General features: G+C 72.5%; 19 protein-coding genes and 1 pseudogene. 6 read left to right on the plus strand and 14 right to left on the minus strand.

All coding sequences use genetic code 11. The features are described from left to right. The first annotated feature begins 1 nt into the window (after position 1). Complete coding sequence (locus CF165_RS30545; protein WP_143268697.1) at positions 2-2,371, plus strand: InlB B-repeat-containing protein; 2,370 nt, start codon at positions 2-4, stop codon at positions 2,369-2,371. A 2-nt stretch (positions 2,372-2,373) separates the two neighbouring features. Next, on the plus strand, positions 2,374-3,813 hold the full coding sequence (locus tag CF165_RS30550) for a COG1470 family protein (RefSeq protein ID WP_093951051.1): 1,440 nt from the start codon (positions 2,374-2,376) through the stop codon (positions 3,811-3,813). Between the two features lie 98 nt (positions 3,814-3,911). Here the strand turns inward: CF165_RS30550 and CF165_RS30555 are convergent, their stop codons facing one another. The 13 genes and pseudogenes from CF165_RS30555 to CF165_RS30610 form a co-directional block, all read right to left on the minus strand. Continuing rightward, positions 3,912-4,397, minus strand: coding sequence for a zinc-ribbon domain-containing protein (locus tag CF165_RS30555; protein ID WP_093951052.1), 486 nt, complete (start codon positions 4,395-4,397; stop codon positions 3,912-3,914). Then, positions 4,394-4,918 (minus strand): phage tail protein, encoded by a 525-nt coding sequence (locus CF165_RS30560; RefSeq protein WP_093951053.1) that lies wholly within the window; start codon positions 4,916-4,918, stop codon positions 4,394-4,396. Before CF165_RS30560 ends, CF165_RS30555 begins: the two co-directional genes overlap by 4 nt. Then, a complete protein-coding gene (locus tag CF165_RS30565) occupies positions 4,915-6,870 on the minus strand; it encodes a putative baseplate assembly protein (RefSeq protein ID WP_093951054.1) in 1,956 nt (651 codons plus the stop codon). Before CF165_RS30565 ends, CF165_RS30560 begins: the two co-directional genes overlap by 4 nt. Continuing rightward, entirely contained in the window at positions 6,867-7,277 is a 411-nt protein-coding gene (locus tag CF165_RS30570) for a GPW/gp25 family protein (RefSeq protein WP_093951055.1), read from the minus strand. The genes CF165_RS30565 and CF165_RS30570 overlap by 4 nt, the downstream gene beginning before the upstream one ends. A 3-nt stretch (positions 7,278-7,280) precedes the next feature. Further along, positions 7,281-7,679, minus strand: coding sequence for a PAAR domain-containing protein (locus tag CF165_RS30575; protein ID WP_167441608.1), 399 nt, complete (start codon positions 7,677-7,679; stop codon positions 7,281-7,283). A 10-nt stretch (positions 7,680-7,689) separates the two neighbouring features. After that, complete coding sequence (locus CF165_RS30580; RefSeq protein WP_093951057.1) at positions 7,690-9,330, minus strand: VgrG-related protein; 1,641 nt, start codon at positions 9,328-9,330, stop codon at positions 7,690-7,692. Then, the gene (locus tag CF165_RS30585) at positions 9,323-9,991 is read right to left on the minus strand and encodes a LysM peptidoglycan-binding domain-containing protein (protein WP_093951058.1); all 669 of its coding nucleotides are present in this window, start codon (positions 9,989-9,991) and stop codon (positions 9,323-9,325) included. Before CF165_RS30585 ends, CF165_RS30580 begins: the two co-directional genes overlap by 8 nt. Further along, positions 9,991-10,728 carry an eCIS core domain-containing protein gene (locus CF165_RS51315; RefSeq protein WP_158226850.1) on the minus strand — a complete coding sequence of 246 codons (738 nt, stop codon included), beginning with the start codon at positions 10,726-10,728 and terminating at the stop codon, positions 9,991-9,993. The genes CF165_RS30585 and CF165_RS51315 overlap by 1 nt, the downstream gene beginning before the upstream one ends. A 1,063-nt stretch (positions 10,729-11,791) precedes the next feature. Next, on the minus strand, positions 11,792-12,253 hold the full coding sequence (locus CF165_RS30595; RefSeq protein ID WP_093951060.1) for a phage tail protein: 462 nt from the start codon (positions 12,251-12,253) through the stop codon (positions 11,792-11,794). Then, positions 12,228-12,392, minus strand: a pseudogene (locus CF165_RS53675) (DUF6760 family protein); the annotation flags it as partial. The pseudogene CF165_RS53675 and the gene CF165_RS30595, both read right to left, overlap by 26 nt. 20 nt (positions 12,393-12,412) lie before the next feature. Continuing rightward, a complete protein-coding gene (locus tag CF165_RS30600; protein ID WP_093951061.1) occupies positions 12,413-12,769 on the minus strand; it encodes a hypothetical protein in 357 nt (118 codons plus the stop codon). Beyond that, positions 12,766-13,197 (minus strand): phage tail protein, encoded by a 432-nt coding sequence (locus CF165_RS30605; RefSeq protein ID WP_093951062.1) that lies wholly within the window; start codon positions 13,195-13,197, stop codon positions 12,766-12,768. The genes CF165_RS30600 and CF165_RS30605 overlap by 4 nt, the downstream gene beginning before the upstream one ends. Positions 13,198-13,216: 19 nt before the next feature. Further along, on the minus strand, positions 13,217-14,815 hold the full coding sequence (locus CF165_RS30610) for a phage tail sheath family protein (RefSeq protein WP_240521870.1): 1,599 nt from the start codon (positions 14,813-14,815) through the stop codon (positions 13,217-13,219). Between the two features lie 531 nt (positions 14,816-15,346). Between CF165_RS30610 and CF165_RS30615 the strand changes: the two genes are divergently transcribed. From CF165_RS30615 to CF165_RS30630, 4 genes are read left to right on the plus strand one after another with little or no spacing between them, the layout of a single operon-like run. Then, positions 15,347-15,541: a mersacidin/lichenicidin family type 2 lantibiotic gene (locus CF165_RS30615; RefSeq protein ID WP_093951064.1), complete on the plus strand. Its 195-nt coding sequence runs from the start codon at positions 15,347-15,349 to the stop codon at positions 15,539-15,541. 60 nt (positions 15,542-15,601) lie between these two features. Beyond that, on the plus strand, positions 15,602-16,153 hold the full coding sequence (locus tag CF165_RS30620) for a hypothetical protein (RefSeq protein WP_093951065.1): 552 nt from the start codon (positions 15,602-15,604) through the stop codon (positions 16,151-16,153). Beyond that, entirely contained in the window at positions 16,150-18,336 is a 2,187-nt protein-coding gene (locus tag CF165_RS30625) for a peptidase domain-containing ABC transporter (RefSeq protein WP_093951066.1), read from the plus strand. Before CF165_RS30620 ends, CF165_RS30625 begins: the two co-directional genes overlap by 4 nt. Beyond that, complete coding sequence (locus CF165_RS30630; RefSeq protein ID WP_093951067.1) at positions 18,333-19,700, plus strand: FAD-binding oxidoreductase; 1,368 nt, start codon at positions 18,333-18,335, stop codon at positions 19,698-19,700. Before CF165_RS30625 ends, CF165_RS30630 begins: the two co-directional genes overlap by 4 nt. A 62-nt stretch (positions 19,701-19,762) precedes the next feature. Here the strand turns inward: CF165_RS30630 and CF165_RS30635 are convergent, their stop codons facing one another. After that, positions 19,763-20,779 carry an MsnO8 family LLM class oxidoreductase gene (locus tag CF165_RS30635; RefSeq protein WP_093951068.1) on the minus strand — a complete coding sequence of 339 codons (1,017 nt, stop codon included), beginning with the start codon at positions 20,777-20,779 and terminating at the stop codon, positions 19,763-19,765. Positions 20,780-20,845 lie beyond the last annotated feature (66 nt).

Raw genomic sequence — 20,845 nt, forward strand, 5'->3', positions numbered from 1 at the left:
GATGGCTGGTCTCGGCTTCCTGCGACGGCGCTGGGCGAGGGCCGGGCTGCTCGGTCTCGCCGCGGCGGTGGCGGTGGGCGGGATCGCCGTCGCCGGGGCCGGCTACCCGGAGCAGGACGTGCGGCTGCTGTCCGGCTCGGCCTGGCTGGCGTCGTCGAACGTCGGCCAGCTGACCCTGCTCGACGGCCCGTCGGCCGAGGTCGCCGCCCAGGTCCAGGTCGCGACGCCCGGCCACGCCGTGGACGTCGTCCAGCAGGGTTCCACCGCCTACGCGGTCGACCGCACCGCGGGCACCCTGCGCCGCGTCGACGGCGCCACCTACGACGCCACCCCGCCGGTCGCCCCGATCGACGCGGCCCGCGGCGGGCTGACCGCGTTCGCCGGCCGCACCACGCTGTACACATTGGACAGTCAACGCGGGCTGCTCGCCAGCAGCGACCCGCGCACGCTCCTGCCGCGTGGCGAGCCGCTCCCGCTGGCCGCCAAGCTCGGCGCGGGCACGGCGGCACTCGACGACGCCGACCGGCTCTGGACGCTCGACGACGCCACCGGCGACCTCACCCGGATCGCCGACGGCAAGCGCGTCACCCACCGGCAGTTCACCCGGCCGGGCCACAACCTGCTCACCGTCGCGAACGGCAACCCCGTCGTGGTCAACCCGGCCGAGCGCACCGCGACCACGGTCGACGCCCTCAGTGGGGAAACCACCGGCTCGATCCCGCTCGACCTGCGTCCCGACGACGCCCTGCAGATCAGCGGCTCCCCGCACGGCGACCGCCTCTACGTCGTCGCCTCCCGCGGCATCCTCGACATCTGCGACCTCGGCGCGGCCACGTGCGACACGACGGTCCCGCTCGACGCCGCCACCCGGCGGCTCGGTGCCGCGGTCGAGGCGGGCAACCGGCTGTTCGTCCCGGACTACACCACCGGGCAGGTCTACATCGTCGACCTCACCCGGCCCGCGGTGATCGCGAAGACCCAGGTGCTGACCCCGCCGACGACGTTCCAGCTGCTCACCCGCGACGGCATCGTCTTCTTCAACGACCCCGCGACCGAACGCGCCGGCGTCATCCACCTGGACGGCACCGTGCGCGACATCGCGAAGTACGACCCGAAGAACCCCGCGAAGGGCGTGCACTCCGACAGCGGCCAGGTACCCGCACCGCAGCAGCCGACCGGTCAACAGCCGCCGCCCCCTTCGCCCGGCAGCACCGACAACCCGCCGAGCGGCACGCAGGTCCCGCCGGGCGGCCAGGTCACCCCCACCGACGGCCGGGTGCCGCCGCCGGACGGGATCCCGCCCACCGACGGCCCCTTCCCGCCCGGCACCGACGTCCCGGGACCGCCGACCGACCCCGGTGTCCCGCCGAGCAGCACTCCCCCGGAGACACCGGTGCTGCAGATCACGCTGAGCAAGAGCAGCCCGATGGCCGGCGAGGACGTCACGGCCAAGGTCGCCGACCAGCACGGCACCGCGCCGGTCACCGCGCACTGGGACTTCGGGGACAGCACGCAGGGGGACGGCGCGCTCGTCGTGCACCACTGGGCGACCGCCCGGACGTTCCAGGTCAGCGTGCAGGCCACCATGCCCGACGGGCAGCAGGCCACCACGTCGGTGAGCCTGACGGTGAGCGAGATCCCGAAGGCCCGGCTGACGGTGAACGTCACCGGTACCGGGAGCGTCACGGGCGGCGGCATCAGCTGTCCCTCGACCTGCACCGTGACCGTCGACAAAGGACAGTCGATCACCCTGGCCGCGCGGCCGGGCCAGGACTTCGCCTTCTCCGGCTGGGGCGGTGCCTGCTCGGGTGCCGGAGCGTGCACGGTGGCCATGGACGCCGACAAGGCGGTGAGCGCCACCTTCACCAGCACGCTGCCGCCGCCGTCCCCGGAGGACTGCGTGAGCCACGACCCGAACCAGCTGAGCATCACGGGGAATGACAAAGACGGCTACACCCTGGTCGACAGCGGCAGCCACGACATGGCCCTGTTGTCCACCCGGCAGGACGCCCAGAACGCGCTGTCGGTCGCGCGGGGGTACACCCAGCACTGCTTCGACAGCCGGAACAGCCCGCGGAAGTCGGAATTCCTCATGGAGTACTGGAAGGGCGGCCGGGGCGTCGCCGGGCCGGTGTCGAACGAGGACTGCATCTCCTTCAACCGCTCGAACCTGACGATCGCCGAGGTCAACGACGCGAGCGGGCGGTGGTGGCGGCTTCAGGACGGCGGGACGTCGTTGGAAGGGTTCACCTCGCAGGCCGACGCCGTCCGCGGGCTGATGGTCGCCCGGCAGTACAGCAGGCAGTGCTTCATCGGCCGCGACAACAAGCGGCCGGATCGAAAACGCTTCATCTTCGAGTACTGGCGCTGACCATGGCCGGAGCGCTGAAGGTCACGTTCACGCCGGACCGGCTCACGCTGGGGCCCGGCGAATCAGCCGATCTCGAAGTGACCATCCAGAACGCGAGCCGCGTCGTGGAGCACTTCGGCACGAGCGTCGTGGGGCTGCCGCGGGACGACCTGTTCTCGGCCGAACCGGCCGTGATGAAGCTGCGGCCGATGGAGACGGGCGTGGTCCGGCTCCGGGTGAGCGTGCCGGACCACGGCGGGATGGTGGCCGGGGCGTACGCGCTCGGTGTCCTGGTGAGGTCGCCGTACCAGCGGGAGGTCTCGCGGTGCGAAGAGCTGCCACTGGACGTGCGCCCGGCGCCGGGGCTGGCGCTGGGCGTGCAGCCGGAGATCGTCACCGGCGGCAAGAACGGGCTCTACGTGCTGAACCTGGCCAACGAGGGCAACACTCCCCTGGCCGTGGCCCTGGCCGGGCGGGACCAGGAGAACCGGGTCGGCTTCGAGTTCCGGCCCCGCGAGGTCTACCTCGAACCGGGCACGTCCACCGGCGCCGAAGTCGTCGTGCGGGCCGATCCGCCGCTGACCGGCCAGGAGGCGCGGCGCGCGCTGACCCTGCGCGCGCACGCCGGCGACGTCGAGGCGGAGCGGCCGGTGACCTTCCTGCAGCGGCCGCGGATCGCGGGCGGCCTGCTGCGGGTCGCCACCGTCGCGGCCGGTGTCGCCGTCCTGGCGGGAGCCGCACTCGGCGGGGCGCTGCTCATCCGCAGCGGCAAGGAGACACCCGCGGCGCAGGTCGCGCCGCTGAGCCAGCCGGCGGCCCCCGGCGGAGCCCCGTCGGCACCGGGTGGCAGCCCACCGCCGTCGCCGTCGGCGCCGTCGAGCTCTTCGGCCGCGCAGCCGTCGTCTTCGCCGCCACCTTCGCAGTCGTCCCCGCCGCAGTCGTCGGCCGCGAGCACGGCGACCCCGAGCGGCGCGCGGCTGGTGGACTTCAGCCGTCTCCCGGACGGCTCGCCCCCGGGCAACCGGATCATCTCCGGCGACCTGTACGCGGCCAAGGGCGTCAAGCTGTCGGCCGACACGCAGAACGCGCCCACCGGCTGCAAGGACGCGACGGCGGTGGCGTTGCGCACCGCGGGCAGTTTCGGCAGTTTCCTGACCAGCTCGGGGCAGGCGGGCGCGGACGTGTGCAACACCGACCCGGTCCGCGTCGACTTCACCGCGCCGGCGCACTGGGTCCGGGTGAGCTTCACCGGCTCCCCCGCGACGACGAGCTACACGCTGACGGCCCAGCTCGACGACGGCTCGACCCAGCAGGTCGCGGCCACCGTGCAGGCGGGCAACGTCGTGTTCGAAGCCCCCGCGGGCACGTCGGTCGCGTCGGTGACCTTCGGCCACACGAACCCGGACCCGACGGCGAAGGAGTTCACCGCGATCAAGTCGCTTTCGTACACCGCGGCCCAGTGACGTCCCCAAGCGCCCCAATGTGGCGTTCGGTGCGTCCAACGCACCGAACGCCACATTGGGTGCGTCCAACGCAACCAACGCCACATTGGGGCGCTTTGTTACAGCAGCAGTGCCAGCAGCCAGACCGCGCCGACCGCCAGCAGCGGGACGGCGATCAGCAGCACCAGCTTCCACCACGTGCGGCGCCGGGGCGGGGCGGCCGCCACCTCCGGTGGCCTCGGCATCCAGCGGGCCGGGGACGCCGCGCCGGGCCACAGTTCCTCACCGCACGTCTCGCATCGCTTGCGGTGCGGCGGGTTGATCGTTCCGCAGCGGCCGCAGTGCGGTCCCGGCACCTCCACCCGGCGCGGGGCCGGGTGGCCGTACGACGCCGGACCCGGCGGCAACGGCAGGCGGCCGGACGGGAGCGGTGGCGCGCCGGACCCCTGGTCGGTCGGCTTGTACACGGCCTTGCGCGGCTCGTGCTCCGCGACCGCCGGGCGCTCCAGCAGCAGCGGGTAGCCGCAGTTCGGGCACAGCTTGGCGCCCTGCGGCGGCAGCGGGCGCCCGCACTCCGGGCACCCCGGTGGGGGCCCGGGTCTCATCCGGCACCTCCCGCCGACCGGACGCGCAGGTCCACGCGCACGCCGATGGGCAGCTCCTCCGCCAGGAACGCCCGCAGCTGCCGTTCGCTCAGCCCGCCGGTGTGGTCGAGCCGGACCACCACGACGTCGGTGGCCGCGGGCACCGTGTCGCCGGGGGCGAAGATGCCACCCGGGTCGATCACCTCGACGCGGCTGCCGGTGAGCGCCTCCAGCAGCGTCTCCACGCCGTGGCGGGTCCCGCGCCACACCAGCGCCTGCCCCACCGCGCGGATCAGCCGCCGCTGCGCCTCCCGGACTTCGGCGTCGCCCACGCGGGTCGCGTCCAGCTCGACACCGAGCCAGGAAGCCAGGTACACCAGCATTTCCGGCGAAGCGAGCCCGACGTCGAGCTCGTGCTCGAGGTCGGCGATCTGGCCACGGACGGAGTCCGCGATCTCCTCGAAGCCCCGGACGAAGCCGGAGATCACCGGGTCCCGCCCCATCACGGCGGGCAGCTGCGCGAGCAGCCAGCCGCCGCTCATTGCCGCACCACCACCCGGTGGGCCACCGAGAGGAACAGCTCGTCCGGGCCGAGGCGGACGCGCTGGCCCGCTTCCTCGGGCTGCCGCTTGCCGCGCAGGTCGGCCAGGAACAGGTGCACGGTCTCGGCCCGCGCCACGCCCGCGACGCCCTGCAGCACCGAGAAGACGTCCCCGATGGACAGGTCGGTGTCGAACGGCCACCCGCGGCCGGCCGGGCCGCCGCGCACCGGGTTGACGTAGGCGTAGAGCGCCGATTCCGCGTCGGCTCGAACCTTTTCCGGCTGCACCGTCGGGGCGGCGTGCACCTCGGCGACCACGGTGATGCCCTGGTACGACGGCTCGTCGATGCGGGCCTGCGTCGTCAGCAGGCGCCGGGCGTCGAGGTAGACCTTGATCCGGTCGGACAGCTCACGAGGCAACGCGAGGTCGGCCAGCCGCAACGCTTCGGGGGCCACGTCCACCCGCGGCACCACCAGCAGCCGCGCGGGCTCACCCGACTTCGCCGGCGGCAGGCACCGCGCGCGCGCGACGCCGGGCGCGGCTTCGAGCGTCAGCCGTTCGAAGTCCTTCGCCGTCACCGCCCGGTGACCGCCCCGCAGGTACAGCGGGCCGCGGATCTTCGCGTTGTCGACGGTCTCGGCGTCGACGCCACCGGTGGCGGGCTCGAGGTTGCGGACCGAGTCGACCGACGGGATGGCGCTGAGCGGGATGATCAGCTTGGCCGCCCCGACGTTGCCCCGCCGTCCGCCGCCGTAGCGGTAGCCGGTGACCCACAGCTGGGCCCCCTCCTCCGGGACCGCGCCGTAGTGGCGGACCCGCCCGTCGCGGCCGGTCACGCTCGGCCCGAAGCGGATTTCCCCGGTGGCCCCCGCCCAGGTGAACACCCGGTCGTGCGGGCTCGCGTCGGTGAAGTCGGCCACCTCGGTCCAGGTGCGCACCTCCGGCTCGGTGCCGTTGTCGCGGCGGACGAGGACCTCCTGCACGGTCTCGCCGCCGCGGCGGGGCAGGACCGGGGCCCGCCGGACGACGAACGTCTGGCCCGGCTCCCCGGTGCTGGTGCCGATCAGCTCGCGCGGGGCCGGCTCGGCGTGGTGGGCCGCCACCTCGCCGCCCAGCCCGGTGGCGTCGATCCCGTGCAGCATCGGAGACGTGTCGTACGTCCGCCCGTCTTCCAGCGGCTCGACGAGCGTGCAGCGGAGCCAGTGCGCGCGGACCGGGCCGATCGCGAGCTGCTCGTGGTCCCCCGCCAGCAGCAACGTGACCGCGCCCGAGGTGTTGAAGCCGTCGCTGGTGTCGGACAGGATCCGCGCGTCACGCCACTCGCGGCCGTCCCAGCTCTGCCACCGCCGCGGCGGGTTGCGCGGGTCGATGCCCCGGCCCGCCGCGCCGCTGACCTCCACGTCCAGCTCGATCAGGTTCCGGGCCAGGGAACTCTCGAAGCCGAGGTACAGCGCGTCCGCCACGGTCAGCGAGCCGAACACCGCGATCGGCTCCACGCCGAGCTCCTCGGTGTGGTCGGTGAACCGGCCGCCGGTACGGGTGAGGCAGGCCTGCAGCGCCGGCGCGACCAGCTGCAGGTCGCGGTCGGTCATGAAGACGATCTGGTCGGCGTCCGGGCCGGTCTCGGTGCCGACCTGGGTGCCGGCCGGGACGCGGATCGCCTGCTCCGGCGGCGCGGCCAGGGTGAACAGCAGGTCGGCCCGCGCGGGCGAGGCCGAGGCGAGCTCGATCCCGACCAGCTCCAGGAACTTGACGTAGAGCCGGTCGGGCACCTGGTTGAGCCGGTAGAGGATCATCTCGGTCATCCAGGCGAACAGCTCGATCAGCGCGACACCGGGGTCGGAGACGTTGTGGTCCGTCCATTCCGGACAGTGCCGGGCGATGCGCCGCTTGGCTTCGTCCACGATGTCCTGGAAGCGGCGGTCGTCGAGGTGGGGCGCGGGCAGGTTCATGGCGCCGCTTCCTCCTGCGGGATCACGTAGAACGGGAACACCAGGTTGCGGTGGTCGTTCGTCGCCCGGATCCGGTAGGCGATGTCGATCGACACGCACGCGCCGTCCCCTTCGGCGGTGGCGGTCACGGTGAGCGGCTCGATCCGGGGTTCCCAGCGGGCGACGGCCTCCCGCACGCTCTGCTCGATCCGGCCGAGGGTGTCGAAGTTCACCGGCGCGAACAGGTTCTCCCACATCGCGCAGCCGAAATCCGGCCGCATCACCCGCTCCCCCGGCGCGGTGGACAGGATCAGCCGCAACGCCGCGTCGATCTCCTCGCCTCCGCCGACCAGCCGCACGCCGCCGCCGGGGGTGAGCTGCCCGGGAAACGCCCAGCCGCGGCCGATCAGGTCCGCCCGTTCCGCCATCCCTCACCCCACCAGCACGTTCGCCGAGCCGGGCCCGATGGCCGACGTCGGCGCGTCCACGGGGTCGTTGCACGTGCGCACCGGGTCGCCGGTGCGGGCCATGCCCTTGCCGTTGCACAGCACGGTGACCGAGCCGCTCAGCACCGTGCCGGTGTTGGCGGGCGGACGGGAGAACGACGCGCCGGGCGGCGGCAGGTGCGGCGGCAGGTTCTGGGCGCCGCTGTTCACCGTCGCGGCCGGGAGGCCGTTGACGAGCACGTCGGTGGACAGCCCGGTCACCAGCTTCCCGGAGAACGGCATCGGTGTCGGGGTGGGCACCGGGCCGCCCGGCGACGGCACGAGCACGACGTGCGTGTCCATGCCGGTCACCGGATCCCCCTGCCGCGCTGCGGGTTGTGGCATCGTCGCCTTCCTAGTTGAGCTTGATCGGCTTGCCCGAGACGGTCACCGCGCCGGTGGCCGTGATCTCCACCTGCGGTCCTTCCAGCACGAGCTTCTGGCCCGCCTTGACCTCGATCCGGTCGGCGGTGACGACGAGCTTGCGTTCGCCGGTCAGCTTCGACTCGGTCTGTTCCAGGTGCAGCAGGCACCCGGAGTCGCCCAGCTTCAGCTCGATCGAGCTGGTGGGGTCGTCGGTCAGCACCAGCCGGTGGTCCTTGCGGCTGGCGAGGATCCGCCGGTCGGCCTTCCCGCCGCGGGACACAGTGGCCTCCGGCGGCGCGTCCTTGCGGCTCCACAGGCCACCGAGCACCAGCGGCCGGGCCTTGTCGTCGTTCTCGAAACCGACCAGGACCTCGTCGCCGACCTCGGGGAGCCACTGCACGCCCCGCTTCGCCCCGGCCCCGGGCGCGACCACGCGGGCCCAGGTGCTTTCGTCGTCGGTCAGGGTCGGGAACCGCACCTTCACGCGGGCCTGGCCCGCCTTGTCGTCGTTGTTGGTCACCACGGCGACCACCAGGCTGCCCCAGCCGCGGTGCTCGGTCCCGCCACGCAGCAGGTCGGCGAGCCCTTCGGACTCCTGGCCGCCGCAGACGAACCGCGTCACGTACGGGCGGCCGGTGCCGTAGATGTGCTCGACGCTGGTGACGCGGTACTTCCCGGCGAGGCGGCGGCCCACCCGGTCGAGCTGGACGTCGGTGCCCGCGCCCAGCCACGGGTTGCCCGCCGCCTCGCCGCGCAGCACGACCTGACCACCGGATGCCTTGCGCAGCAACGCTTCCGCGCGCGCGTCCGCTTCCGGCTTGCTCGCCGCCGGGAACTGGCCGGCCCGCCGGGTCACCGCGCCGAAGCCGCGGCGCGCGGCGGCGGCCATCTCCGCGACCGCCGGCGCGTCCGACCCCGGGTCCGGGGTGCTCGCCCGGCCGGTGACGGCCCGCTTGTCCACCGGGTCCCACGCGGTGACGACGACCTCGTCGCAGGCGTCCGCGGAAGCGAACCGCACCCGGAAGTCGTGCAGGTTGCCGCCCCACACCAGCACCGGCGGCCGGTGCCGCTCGGCCGGCTTGCGCTTGAAGCAGAACTTCCGTTCGGTGATCCAGAAGTCGTAGCCGATCCGGCCGGCGATCCGGCGCAGGAACGCGTAGTCGGTTTCGCCGTGCTGCAGCGTGTGCTCGCGGATCTCGCCGGTGCCGTCGATGTCGGTGTCGAGGCCGTACTCCCCGGCGATGCGGCGGGCGATGTCGGCGTCGGTCATGTTGGTGAACGCCCGCGACTTGCCGCCGCGCGCCAGGCGGTGGGTCAGGTCGAGCCCGGTGACGACGAGCTCGTGCCGTCCGCTCGCCCCGGCTTCGACGGCGATGGCGGTCACCTCGCCGGAGGTGACCACGACCGGTTCCCCCTCGGCGCGGAAGGCGATGCCGACCGCCGTGCCGAGCCGGAACCGGTCCTCGTCGAACAGCTCGAAGTGCTGGTCGTCGAAGCGCAGCAGGAACGTGTCGGGCAGCTGCACGGACTCTTCGACGTGCACCAGCGTGAGCCGTCCGTACAGCTCGGTGCGCAGCGGCGAGCCGTCGACGGTGACGAGCACGCCGTCGAGGCGGCGTTCCTCAGTCACGGTGGCGCACCTCGAGCTCCGGCACGGCCAGCGAGACGCCTTCGGGCAGCCGCAGCGGGTCGAGGATGCCGTTGGCCTCGGCGATGACCCGCCACCGGGTCGGGTCGCCGTAGTGGGCGGCGGCGACCCGGTCCAGCGTCTCCCCGGGCAGCAGCTGGTGGACGGTGTGCAGTGACGGCGTCGACGACGTCGGGTTCTGCAGCGGCAGCTCGGCCTCGTCCTTCCACTGCTTCAGGGACACGTCGGCCTTGGCGCGCAACGGCGTCCCGCTGCCGGCGAAGTAGGTGAACCGCATCTGGAGGCGTTCGACGACGGCCTTGAAGGAGTAGGTGGCGCCCCAGTGGAACTCGACCCACGGCGGCCGGGCGGAGTTGCGCCCGCGGTCGGAGCCGGACAGCTTCGGGTCGACCTTCATCAGGCCCAGCAGCTGGTCGGTGTGCTGGGTGACCGGGTCCCCGGTGCGGGTCGTGTCGAAGGTCAGGCTCATCGTCAGCGTCGCCGGCTGGCCGGCCTGGAACCGCAGCTCGGGCGAGTTCTTGCCCTTGGCCTCCTTCGCGCTCCAGGTGTTGGACTTCGCGATGGTCAGCTCGGCGGGGTTGAACATGCATTCGATCCGCCCGCCGCCCTCGATCTGCAGGTAGGCCTTCACCGGAGCGGACATCAGAACACCCCCGAGTACCGGCCGCCGCGGCGTTCGAGCTGCCGCAGCACGCGCTCTTCGAGGGCCTCGGCGATCCGGTCGAGATCCACAGTGGACGGTCCTTTCGCGACGGTCGCGGCCGCGTCGGTCACTGCGTGCGCGGCCGTGTCCCGGGCTTCTCCGGCCGTCTCGCTGACGGTGTTCACCGCCTGGCGGGCTTCGGTCGCCTGTTCGGCGACGTGTTCGGCCACCGCGTTTCGTGCGGCCTGCGTCGCGACGTCCACGACCCCGGCCGTGCCCGCCCCGCCGACCGGCAGGCCGTCGACGACGCCGGCGGAGACCGTCCTGGCCGCGCGGTCCCCGACGGCCTGGGCGGCGCGTTCTTCCTCGTCGGCCGCGCCACTGGGCAGCCCCAGCAGGAACCGCGGCCTGCCGACCGGCCGCCGGGCGTGCGCGAGTTCGTGCGCCAGCACACCGATCGAGGACGGCCGGGTATCGGGCGGCGCGCTCAGGTGCACGGTGCTGCCGGTGGTGGCGCCCAGCGCCCCGGCGGCGGCGAGCGCGGCCCGGGTACGCGGCCCGGTGGTGTACCGCACGCGGGAGCCGCTCCCGGTCAGCCCAGCGACCATCGGCCGGAAGACGGCGGGAAACGCCCGCGGCGTTTCCAGCGGCTGCCGCGCGACCGCCGCGCGCCAGCGCTGTTCGGCGGTCCGCGGTTCCCGCCCGGGCTCGTCGGCGGCCCGGCGAACCGCCCGCATCCCGATGCTTGCCGACGGGCCGGGCACGATCCCTCTGGCGGACGCCGCGCCAGATGAAGTGGCCACCCGGACCCGCGAAGGCGAGGCCATTCCGGCCGGGACCATTCCTCTCGCCGGACCGGCGAAGACAGCCGAGCCCACGCTCGCCGAAGCGGGCACGATCCCTCTCGCAGACACTGCGCCGCGCGAAGCGGCTGCCCGGACCCGGGCAGCCGAGATCATTCCGGCGGGGACCGGACCAGCGAGAACAGCCGGTTCCCGCGCCGAACCCACGCCTGCCGAAGCACGACCAGCGCCGGGCGAAGTGGCCGCCCGGACCCGGGCAGCGAAGGCCATTCCGGCCGGGGTCGCGATTCCTCTTGCCGCGGCCGTTCTTGCTCCGGTCGGATCAACGCCGGGCAAGTCCGCGCCGGCCGGACTCCTTCGGACCGGTACGGTTCCGGACAAAGTCGCCCGCGTTCGGCCTCCGGCCGAACGCCTCGCGACCAGACCGGCCGAGATTCCCGTTGCCGAGGCGATATTCGCCGAAGCCACTCCACCCGGCCGTGGCGCAACCGCCCTCGCCGAAACCGTTTCGGCCCGATCTGCACCGGCGGAGGCTGCTCTCATGCGGACCGCGCCGACAAGGCCCACACCCGGCAGAACCGGACCGGGCAAACTCGAGCCCGTCGCGGCCGCACCGGACCGACCTACGCCCCCCGAAGCCGCTCCCGACCCCACCGCGCCGACACCCGGCAAAACCGGGCCGGGCGAGGCCGCCCGTCCCGTCCCCAAGCGCGGTACCGGACTTCCGACCCCCATACCGGCTTTCTCGCCGCGACGGGTGGTGAGGTCGATCGTCCGGGGCAGCAACGGTTTCCGTTCCGGTCGCCCGGAAGCCGTCGCGCCAGTCGCGTCACCCGGGTTCAGCCGGGCTGCCACCCACCGGGCGACCACACGCCACCAGGGCGGCCGCACCGGCAACGCGGCGACCCCGGCACCCGGCCGGTGCGGGGTCCGCGCGCGGCGCGGGAGCAGCCGGCGGGTCACGCGGGAAAGCCGTCCACGCGCCGTGCCACCAGGGCTACTTCTCCGGTTTGAAACCACAGTGGCACACCTCCAGCTCCTCGACGGCGAGATCACGGGAGGACGCCGCCAGCCGCGGTCCGGTCCACTTCACCGGGTACGCCTCGACGAAGCTCCACCGGCGGACCGTCTTGCCCTTGGTGTCCAGCAGCTTCACCGAGCCGCCGAGCCGTTCGAGCCGGTTGTCCGCCTTCGCGAACCCGTCACCGGAGCACTTGGCGAACCACTCGAACAGGTTGTCCGAATCCGTGATGCCGCGCTTGAGCACGAGGTTCGGCCATTTCATCCGGCCGGGCAGCTTGTGCGTGTAGTGGTTCTGGCCGCCCTCGGCCAGCTCTTCGGTGTCGATCTGCACCGACAGCCCCGACACCTCGGTGAACGCGCCGATCGTCAGGCCGTCGACGAGGAACACGAACCGGCCGGTGAACGGCGGGTCAGGCGTACGTGCCGTCCCGGTCACCTTCCACCCCCTGCCAGAACCGTTCGTTCAATCCGCCGACCTCGGTGAGCAGCCTGATCCGGTCGCCGTGTTCGAGGTCCAGCAGCTGGTCCAGGCCCCAGTGCAGGTGGTAGGCCAGGTACGCGACCTCCCGCCAGAGCTCGTCGACGGCGTAGCGTGCTAGTCCACCGCCAGCACCTCCTGCGGGAAAGGGGTGCCCGGCTCCAGCGTCTCCAGGATGCTCGCGTCGCCGAAGTTGACGATCCGGTAGAAGTCCTGCAGGTACTGGTAGTCGCCGACGAACAGCTTCTCGACCACCTTCGGCGTCACCTGGGCGATGTCGCCGAGCTCGGTGATCACCTTCGCCAGGACGATCACCGTCGCGTAGGCCTCGTTCTCCTTGACCCGCGGGTCGCGCAGCGGCTCGATCTCGTCGCGGGCGCAGGCCAGCCGCATGATCCCGGTGCGGTGCAGCGAGCCCTCGTCGTCCACATAGCCCTTCGGCAGGGTGAAGGGGTATTCGGTGTGCAGGCTCACGCGCGGACCAGGCCTTCGTGGGTGATGACGACCTTCTCGGTCGCGACGTCGTTGGCGCCGGCGTCGAAGTCCGCGCCGGTCCACTTGGACGGCCACCCGTCGGTGAAGTTCCACCGGGCGACCTCCTCCATCTTGGAGTTCTTCGCGACGATCGACCCGTGCCGGCGGGCCTTGTCGATGTCGCCGTCGATCACTTCCTTGCGCCACTCCCACAGCGAGTGCGAGCTGTCGATCCGGCGCTCCAGGGTGATGTCGGACCACTTCATCGCGCCCGGCTGCTTGCGGATGATCATCCGGCCGTCCTTGGTCACCTCCTTGTACTCGATCGTCTCGGTCTCCGACTCGATCCCGGAGACCTTGCGGAAACTCCCCATCTCGACACTGTCGATCTCCAGTATGAAGACCGACGTCGTCGCCAGATCCGGCACTTGCTACTCCTTCCGGGAGCTATTCGGACGTCGTCGCCCCGCCTTGCCACTGGCTGATCCGGAACACGACGAACTCGGCCGGTTTCACCGGGGCGAGCCCGACGTCGACGACCAGCTTTCCTTCGCTCACCGACGACTCCGGGTTGTTGGACTCGTCGCACAGGATGTAGAAGGCCTGTTCCGGGGTGGCTCCGACCAGGGCGCCCTGCATCCACAGGCCGTGCAGGAACGCCGCGACGGTGCGCCGCACCCGCGCCCACAGGTCGCTGTCGTTCGGCTCGAACACCACCCACTGCGTCCCGCGCCGGATGGTCTCTTCGATGTAGATGAACAGCCGCCGCACGTTGATGTAGCGCCAGCTCTGGTCGGTCGCCGCCAAGGTGCGCGCGCCCCAGACCCGGATCCCGTTGGCGCCGAAGGACCGGATGCAGTTGACCTGCGCGGGGTTGAGCAGGTCCTGCTCGCCGTCGGTCACGTCGTTCTCGAGCCGCGCGACACCGCGGCAGACTTCGTTGGCCGGCGCCTTCCACACGCCGCGGCTGCCGTCGGTGCGGGCCCAGACCCCGGCGACGTGCCCGCTCGGCGGCACCGTCAGAAAACGGTCCCCGTTCGTGGAACCCGGCCGGGTGAGCGGGTTCGGCACCACCAGGTGCGGGTAGTACGCGGCACCGAACGCGCTGTCCTTGCCCAGCGCGGTGCGCCATTCCAGGGCGCGTTGCGCGTCGAGGCCGGGCGGTGCGTCGAGGATCGCCATCTTCGTCCGGCTGCGCTCGCACCAGTCCACCAGCCGTCCCTGCGCGGCCAGGTAGACCTCGTCGTCGAACGAACCGTCGTCGCGGGTGGCGAGGGTGATCAGGTCGGGGATGGCGACCATGCTGACGGTGTCGGCGACCGCGAGTCCCGAGTAGCCGGTGCGCGCCGCCTCGGACCCCTCGAACTCCTGCGGCGAAACGCTCGCCGCCGCCGGGGCCGCGGGCTCGATCGGGTACCGGCCGGGGGCCGGCAGCCGGTCCGCCAGCGCCGTGCCGGTGACGTTGTGCACCTCGACCCGGATGAGCTTGGAGTGCCCGTTGACCAGTTTCTCGACACCGCGCTGGCCGCGGCCGAGGCCGACCGCCGGGTAGTCCTCCCGGACCTGGCCGTCTTCCACGACCTTCAGCGTGAACTCGCCCGCGGCGGGTTCCTCGCCCTCCGACGGCGGTGCGGGCGGTTCGATGACGACCTCGCAGTTCACCGCCGGGTCGAGCGCCTCCACCGTCAGCGTTTCGATTTCCTGCTTGCCGCCGGACACCAGCACCCGCCGGGGCTTCTCCGCCCCGTCCGGTGCCGGGATTCGCACGATGTAGCAGGTGCTCCCGCCGTTCTCGAAGAAGCCCTTCACCGCGTGCGGCAACAGGATGCCGGGCGCGAACCCGCCGTAGATCCGTTCGTACTGCGGCCAGCTCGTCACCAGCTGGGGTTTCACCCCGTCCGGGTCAGCCGGGTCACCGGACTCGGCGTGGTAGGCCGCGGTGAAGCCGACGAAGGCCGCGACCGCGGTGCCGACTCCCTGCAGCGGCATCGACCCACTCGGGCGTTCCTCGATGTAGACCCCTGGGGCGCCGTAGGTCGCCGCCATGTTCGACTCCTCGGTTCGAACGTGCATTTCTCGCCGAATGTTTCGGCGCTCCGTCAGATATTCGCGCGAAGGTGCCCGATGCCGTGCCTTCCTCCCCTGTTCGTCCGTCCCAGGCGGTAAACATTGCCCACGCCGCAATTCGCCGTCAAGTCCCCGCCGGGGTTCGTCGCCGGACGGCAACCGGCTGGCCAGGAGAAGGAATTCCCCTTTGCCTGCCCCAAGGTGCAGCGAAGATCAATTACGCCGGCGTTCGGCCGACTGCCGCAGCGCGGCATGACCCGATCGACGCAACCCGGTCGTGCCACGGCAGCCACTCCACCCACCGAACCGCACTGCCGAAGCGAATTCAAGATCATCTTCCGGCGCCGGCCGAAAGGCTGCGCGGAAAATCTCGGGGCGACCCTTTCCCTATTGTTCGCCACCCGGCTCCGACCGCTCGCCCACCGGCTGCCCACCACTCCCGGGCATCGTGACTGCGGCAGGCGTGGACGGCCAATCCCGGCCGTCCCATCGGCACCCGAGGAGAAACGCATGTCCGATCACGAAATCATCCGGTCCTGGAAGGACGAAGAGTTCCGCAACAGCCTCGGCCCGGCCCAGCGGGCCGTGCTGCCGGGCAACCCGGCCGGCCTGATCGAGCTCACCGACGAGGCGCTCGACGACCTGATCGCCGGCGCCGCCGCGCTGGACTCCTGCTGCTGGAGCAGCTGCACCTCCACGCAGTAGGCGGCTGCGGCCCCGGCGGCGCGCACGCCGGCGGGGCCGCGTGGACTCGAGGGAGAGCAGATGGCCGAGGAAGCCGGGGCATCCCGGTCGATCTTCCGGGCGCAGGCGCTGGAGTACCACCGCACCGGCCGCTGGGCGGCGGTCCTGCCACCGTCGGCGCGGCCGCGGGTCTTCCGGCGGCTGTGGCTCGTGCTGGCGGTGCTCGGGCTGCTGATGGCCGCCCTCGCCGCGCTGCCCGTGCCGGTCTACGGCACGGGCAGCGCCTTCGCCGTCCCGGGCCGGGACGTGGGCAGGCCCGCGGAGCCGGTGGTGCTCGTGGTCGCGTTGCCGGCGGCGGATCTGCCCGGCCTGGCCGACGGCGCGCCCGCGGTGCTCCAGCAGGGCAACGTCCGCGGCACGGTCCAGCAGCACGAGCGTGTTCCAGTGGCGGCGGCCGAGCTGTCGGCCCGGTACGGGGTCACCGGGACCGGCCTGCCGGATCCCGCGGCGGTCGCCGTGGTGCGGCTGGACGCCGGCTCGGTGCGGGCCGGCGACCGTCTCCCGGCCAGGGTGCGGGTCGGGTCCCGCAGCGTGCTGGCCGGATTACCATTGCTCGGCAAGGTTTTCCGATGACCGCCCGGTGGTGGCGCGCGCTCGCCCGATGGCTGTCCCCTCGCCGCCGGGTGCCGGTGCTGCTGCAGCTCAGCGCCACCGAATGCGGCGCCGCGTGCCTCGCGATGCTGCTCGGCTACCACGGCCGTGTCACCCAGGTCTCGGAGTGCCGGGAGTTCTTCGGCGCCGCGCGCGACGGCATCACCGCGCGGGCGCTCGTCCAGGCCGCCCGGTCGTTCGGGTTGCGCACCAAGGTCTTTTCGCTCGACCTGCCCGCGCTCGGCCGGCTCGAGCTCCCGGTCATCGCGCACTGGTCGTTCAACCACTTCGTGATCATCGAGCGACGGCTGAGACGCGGTTACCGGATCGTCGACCCGGCGGTCGGCCGCCGGATCGTGGACGACGAGGAGTTCGCGCGCGAGTTCACCGGCGTCGCCATCACGGTGGCCCCGGGGCCCGGACTCGCCGCGCGCCGGCCGGGGCAGTCGGCGTGGTCGGTGTACCTGCGGCAGGTGCTGCGGATGCGGGGCTGGCGGCGGATGCTCGTCCAGGTGGTCGCCGCTTCCCTGATCCTGCAGGCGATGGCGCTCGCGGTCCCGGTGCTCACCAAGCTGCTCGTCGACTACGTCATCCCGCTGCACCTGACCGACCTGCTGGGCGTCATCGCCGTCGGCGTGGCGCTCATCGTCATCACTGACCTGGTGGCCGGGTACCTCCGCTCGGCGATCCTCATCCACCTGCAGGGCCGCTTCGACACGCAGATCATGCTCGGCCTGTTCGGCCACCTGCTGAGCCTGCCCTACACGTTCTTCACGCAGCGCACCAGCGGCGACCTCCTGCTGCGGCTGGGCAGTTCCGCGGTGATCCGGGAGATGCTCACCGGCCAGGCGCTGTCCGCGGTGCTCGACGGCGGGTTCGTGCTGGTGTTCCTCGTGGTGCTGTTCACGCAGAGCTGGGTGTTCGGGCTGCTCGCGTTCGGGATCGGCGCCGTCCAGGTGGTGGTGCTGCTGGTCACGGCGCGCCCGCTGCGCGACCTGACCCAGCGCTACCTCGTGGCCCAGGCCGAGTCGCAGGGCTTCGGGGTGCAGCTGCTCAAGGGCATCGGCACGCTGAAGGCCAGCGGCGTCGAGGACCGGGTGCTGGACTTCTGGTCCGACCTGTTCCACCGCGAGCTGGGCTTTTCCTTGCGCCGCAACCAGTTCGCGGCGGTGGTGGACACCGTCCTGAACGCGCTGCGGACGTTCGCGCCGCTGGTGCTGCTCACCGTCGGCATGGTGAGCGTGACCGAGGGGTCGATGCCACTCGGCACGATGCTGGCGCTCATCGCCGTCGCCACGGCGTTCCTGACCCCGCTCGCCTCCTTGGTCACCACTGGACAGCAGTTGCAGCTGGCGGGCGCGCACCTGCGCCGGATCATCGACGTCGTCGAGGCCGAACCCGAACCGGCCACCCCGGCGGGCGAACCGCGGCTCACCGGCCGGCTCGAGCTGTCCGGGGTCTCGTTCTCCTACGACCCGCACGGGCCGCGGGTGCTCGAAGACGTGTCGTTCACCGCCGAACCCGGGCAGAAGATCGCGCTCGTCGGCCGCACCGGGGCCAGCAAGAGCACGCTGGCGTTGCTGCTGCTCGGGTTGTACCAGCCGACGGGCGGGACCATCCGCTACGACGGGACACCGCTGGCCGAGCTCGGGGTCCACGGGGTGCGCCGCCAGTTCGGTGTCGTGCTCCAGGAACCGTTCCTGTTCAACGGGTCCATCCGGGCGAACATCTCGATCGGCGACCCCGCCATGCCGCTGGACCGGGTGGTCGAAGCGGCGCGGCTGGCGGGCATCCACGACGAGATCGAGCGGATGCCGATGCAGTACGAGACGTTGCTCGGCGAAGGCGGCAGCGGCCTGTCCGGCGGCCAGCGCCAGCGGCTGGCCCTGGCCAGGGCGCTGGCCACGAACCCGACGTTCCTGCTCCTCGACGAGGCGACCAGCCACCTGGACATGGCGACGGAAGCGGTGGTGGACACCAATCTCAGCGGGCTGGCGTGCACCCGGATCGTCATCGCCCACCGGCTGTCCACCATCCAGAACGCCGACCGGATCCTGGTGCTCGACCGGGGACGCGTCGTCGAGTCCGGCCGGCACGAAGAACTCCTCGAGCTCGGCGGCCACTACGCCGACCTGCTGCGCACCCAACTGGAGCGGACCCCATGAACGATCGGGCATTGACGGCGGACCTGCGCGGACTGCTCGCGGGCCGGGTCTCGGACGCCCCGGCGGCGCTGGCCGCGCACGAGACCGACTACGGCCAGGTCGTGTACCGCCGCCCTGCCGTGGTGGTCCGGCCGGACGGTCCCGCGGACGTCGCGGCCACCCTGCGCTACGCCACGAAGCACGGCATTCCCGTGTCACCCCGGGGCACCGGGCACTCCCTGCGCGGACAGTCCACCAACGACGGTGGCGTCGTGCTGGACCTGACCGGCCTGGATCACCTCTCGGTGGACGCCGAGGCGTGGCGGTTCCGCTGCGGTCCGGGTGCCCGGTGGCGCGCGGTGGTCGCCGCCGCGGCCCGGCACGGGCTGGTGCCGCCGGTGCTCACGAGCTACCCGCACGTCACGGTCGGCGGCACCCACTCGGCGGGCAGCTGGGGCGAGTCGTCGTTCCGCCACGGCGCCCAGGCCGACAACTGCACGGGCCTCGAAGTGGTGACCGGGGCCGGCGAACGGCTGCGGTGCGGCCCGGAGACCGAACCCGAGCTGTTCGGGCACGTCCTCGGCGGAATGGGCCAGTTCGCGGTGATCACCGAGGTGGAGCACCGGCTGCGGGCGTACCGCCCGATCGCCCGGACCTACCCGCTGCACTACCGGACGGTCGAGGAGATGCTCGCCGACCTGCGGCGCCTGGTGGCTCCCGGCACCCCGCTGAACAGCCTGGAGTCCACCATCGAAGCCGCTCCCGACGGCACCTGGCGCCACCGGGTCCTGGCCACGCTGGAGGTCGACGACGCCGAGAGTGCTCCGCCGCGCTGCCCGGTGGCCGGCCTGGTGGCTCGCCAAGGACCGCCGTCCGACCAGCCCACGGCGACGTTCCTGGCTCGCCCGCGGGCCGGCGAGGTCCCGCCCGTGCCGGGCGTCGCCCAGCCCTGGGTGGTGACGTACCTGCCGTGGTCGCGCGCGCGGGTGTTCCTGTCCGTGTGCCGGCGCCGGCTGCACGGCTTGCTCGCCGGCGCCGACGCGATGGTGCTGTGGCCCGCCAGGCGTGCCGTGACGGCCACGCCCATGCTCCGGGTTCCGGACAGCGAAGCGGGAATGGTCATGGTCGCGCTCTTCCCGCGGGTGGCCACCGCGAAGCTGCCCGGCGCGCTGGCGCTGCTCGGCAAGGTCAGCGACCTGGCGCTGGAGCTGGGCGGCACCCGTCACCTGGCCACCTGGGTGCACTTCGACCTGCCGCGCTGGCGGCTGCACTTCGGCAGCGAGTGGCCGAAGGTGAACGAGCTGAAGCACCGCTACGACCCCGCCGGGATCCTGAACCCGGGCTTCATCGAGTACGAGCCCTCGCCGGTGGTCTCGATGTTGTGAATGACTCATTCCTGTCCCCAGACGACAGGAATGAGTCATTCACTACACGCGGGCCGGCCCCCTCACCGCAACACCGGCAACCCCGCCCGCGACCACGCCCCCGCCAGCAGCTCGAAACTCCGCAACCGGGTGGCGACCTCCGCCGACTCGGTGATCACCATCAGCTCGTCGGCCGCGGTTTCGGCGGCGAGCGCGGCCAGCCCGGCGGCGACCGTGTCCGGCGCGCCGGTGATCAGGTTGATCGGCAGCCGCCGGGCCTTGTCCACGTGCGGGTGCGCCGCGGCCGCCGCCGGGCCGAGCAGCAGCTGTTCCGACCGGCCGATCAGCATTTCCAGCACGCGCACGCGGTGCGGGTCCGCCAGCCGGTCCGCCTCATCGTCGGTGTCCGCGGCGAGGACGTTGATCGTGACGATCACGTACGGCCGGGCGAGGACCCCCGACGGGACGAACGTTTCGCGGTAGAGCTGTATCGCGGGCAACGTGGCGCCGGTGCCGAAATGGTGGGCGTAGGCGTAGGGCAGGCCGAGCCGGGCCGCGAGCCGGGCGCTGAAGTCGCTCGACCCGAGCAACAGGACGCTCGGCGCGGTGCGGGCCACGGGAGTGGCGGCGAACCGGTCCCAGACGCCGTCGCTCGTCCGCGGGTCACCGAGCAGTCCCAGCAGGTCCTGCAGGTACCGCGGGAACTCGGCGTCGGTCAGCGCGGCCGGCGCCCGGCGCAGCATCGACGCGGTGACCGGGTCGGTGCCGGGCGCCCGGCCGATCCCCAGGTCGATCCGCCCGGGATGCAGGGCCTCCAGCATGGCGAACTGCTCGGCGACGACGAGCGCGGGATGGTTGGGCAGCATCACGCCGCCGGACCCGACCCGGATCCGCGACGTCACGGCGGCCAGGTGGGCGGCGAGCACCGCGGGCGAGGTGCTCGCCACGCTGCGCGCGTTGTGGTGCTCGGCGACCCAGAACCGGTGGTAGCCCAGCTCGTCGGCGCGGCGGGCGACCTCGGTCGTGTCCCGCAGCGCGTCGGCACTGGCCGACTCGGTGCCGAGCAGGGCGAGGTCGAGCACGGACAGCGGAACGGTCATCGGAGGCTCCTCTTTCGGTGGGGCAGGTCGCGCCGCGGCCCTCGCCGAGCGCCCCAATGTGGCGTT

The sequence above is a fragment of the Amycolatopsis vastitatis genome (assembly GCF_002234595.1).
GTDB lineage: Bacteria > Actinomycetota > Actinomycetes > Mycobacteriales > Pseudonocardiaceae > Amycolatopsis > Amycolatopsis vastitatis.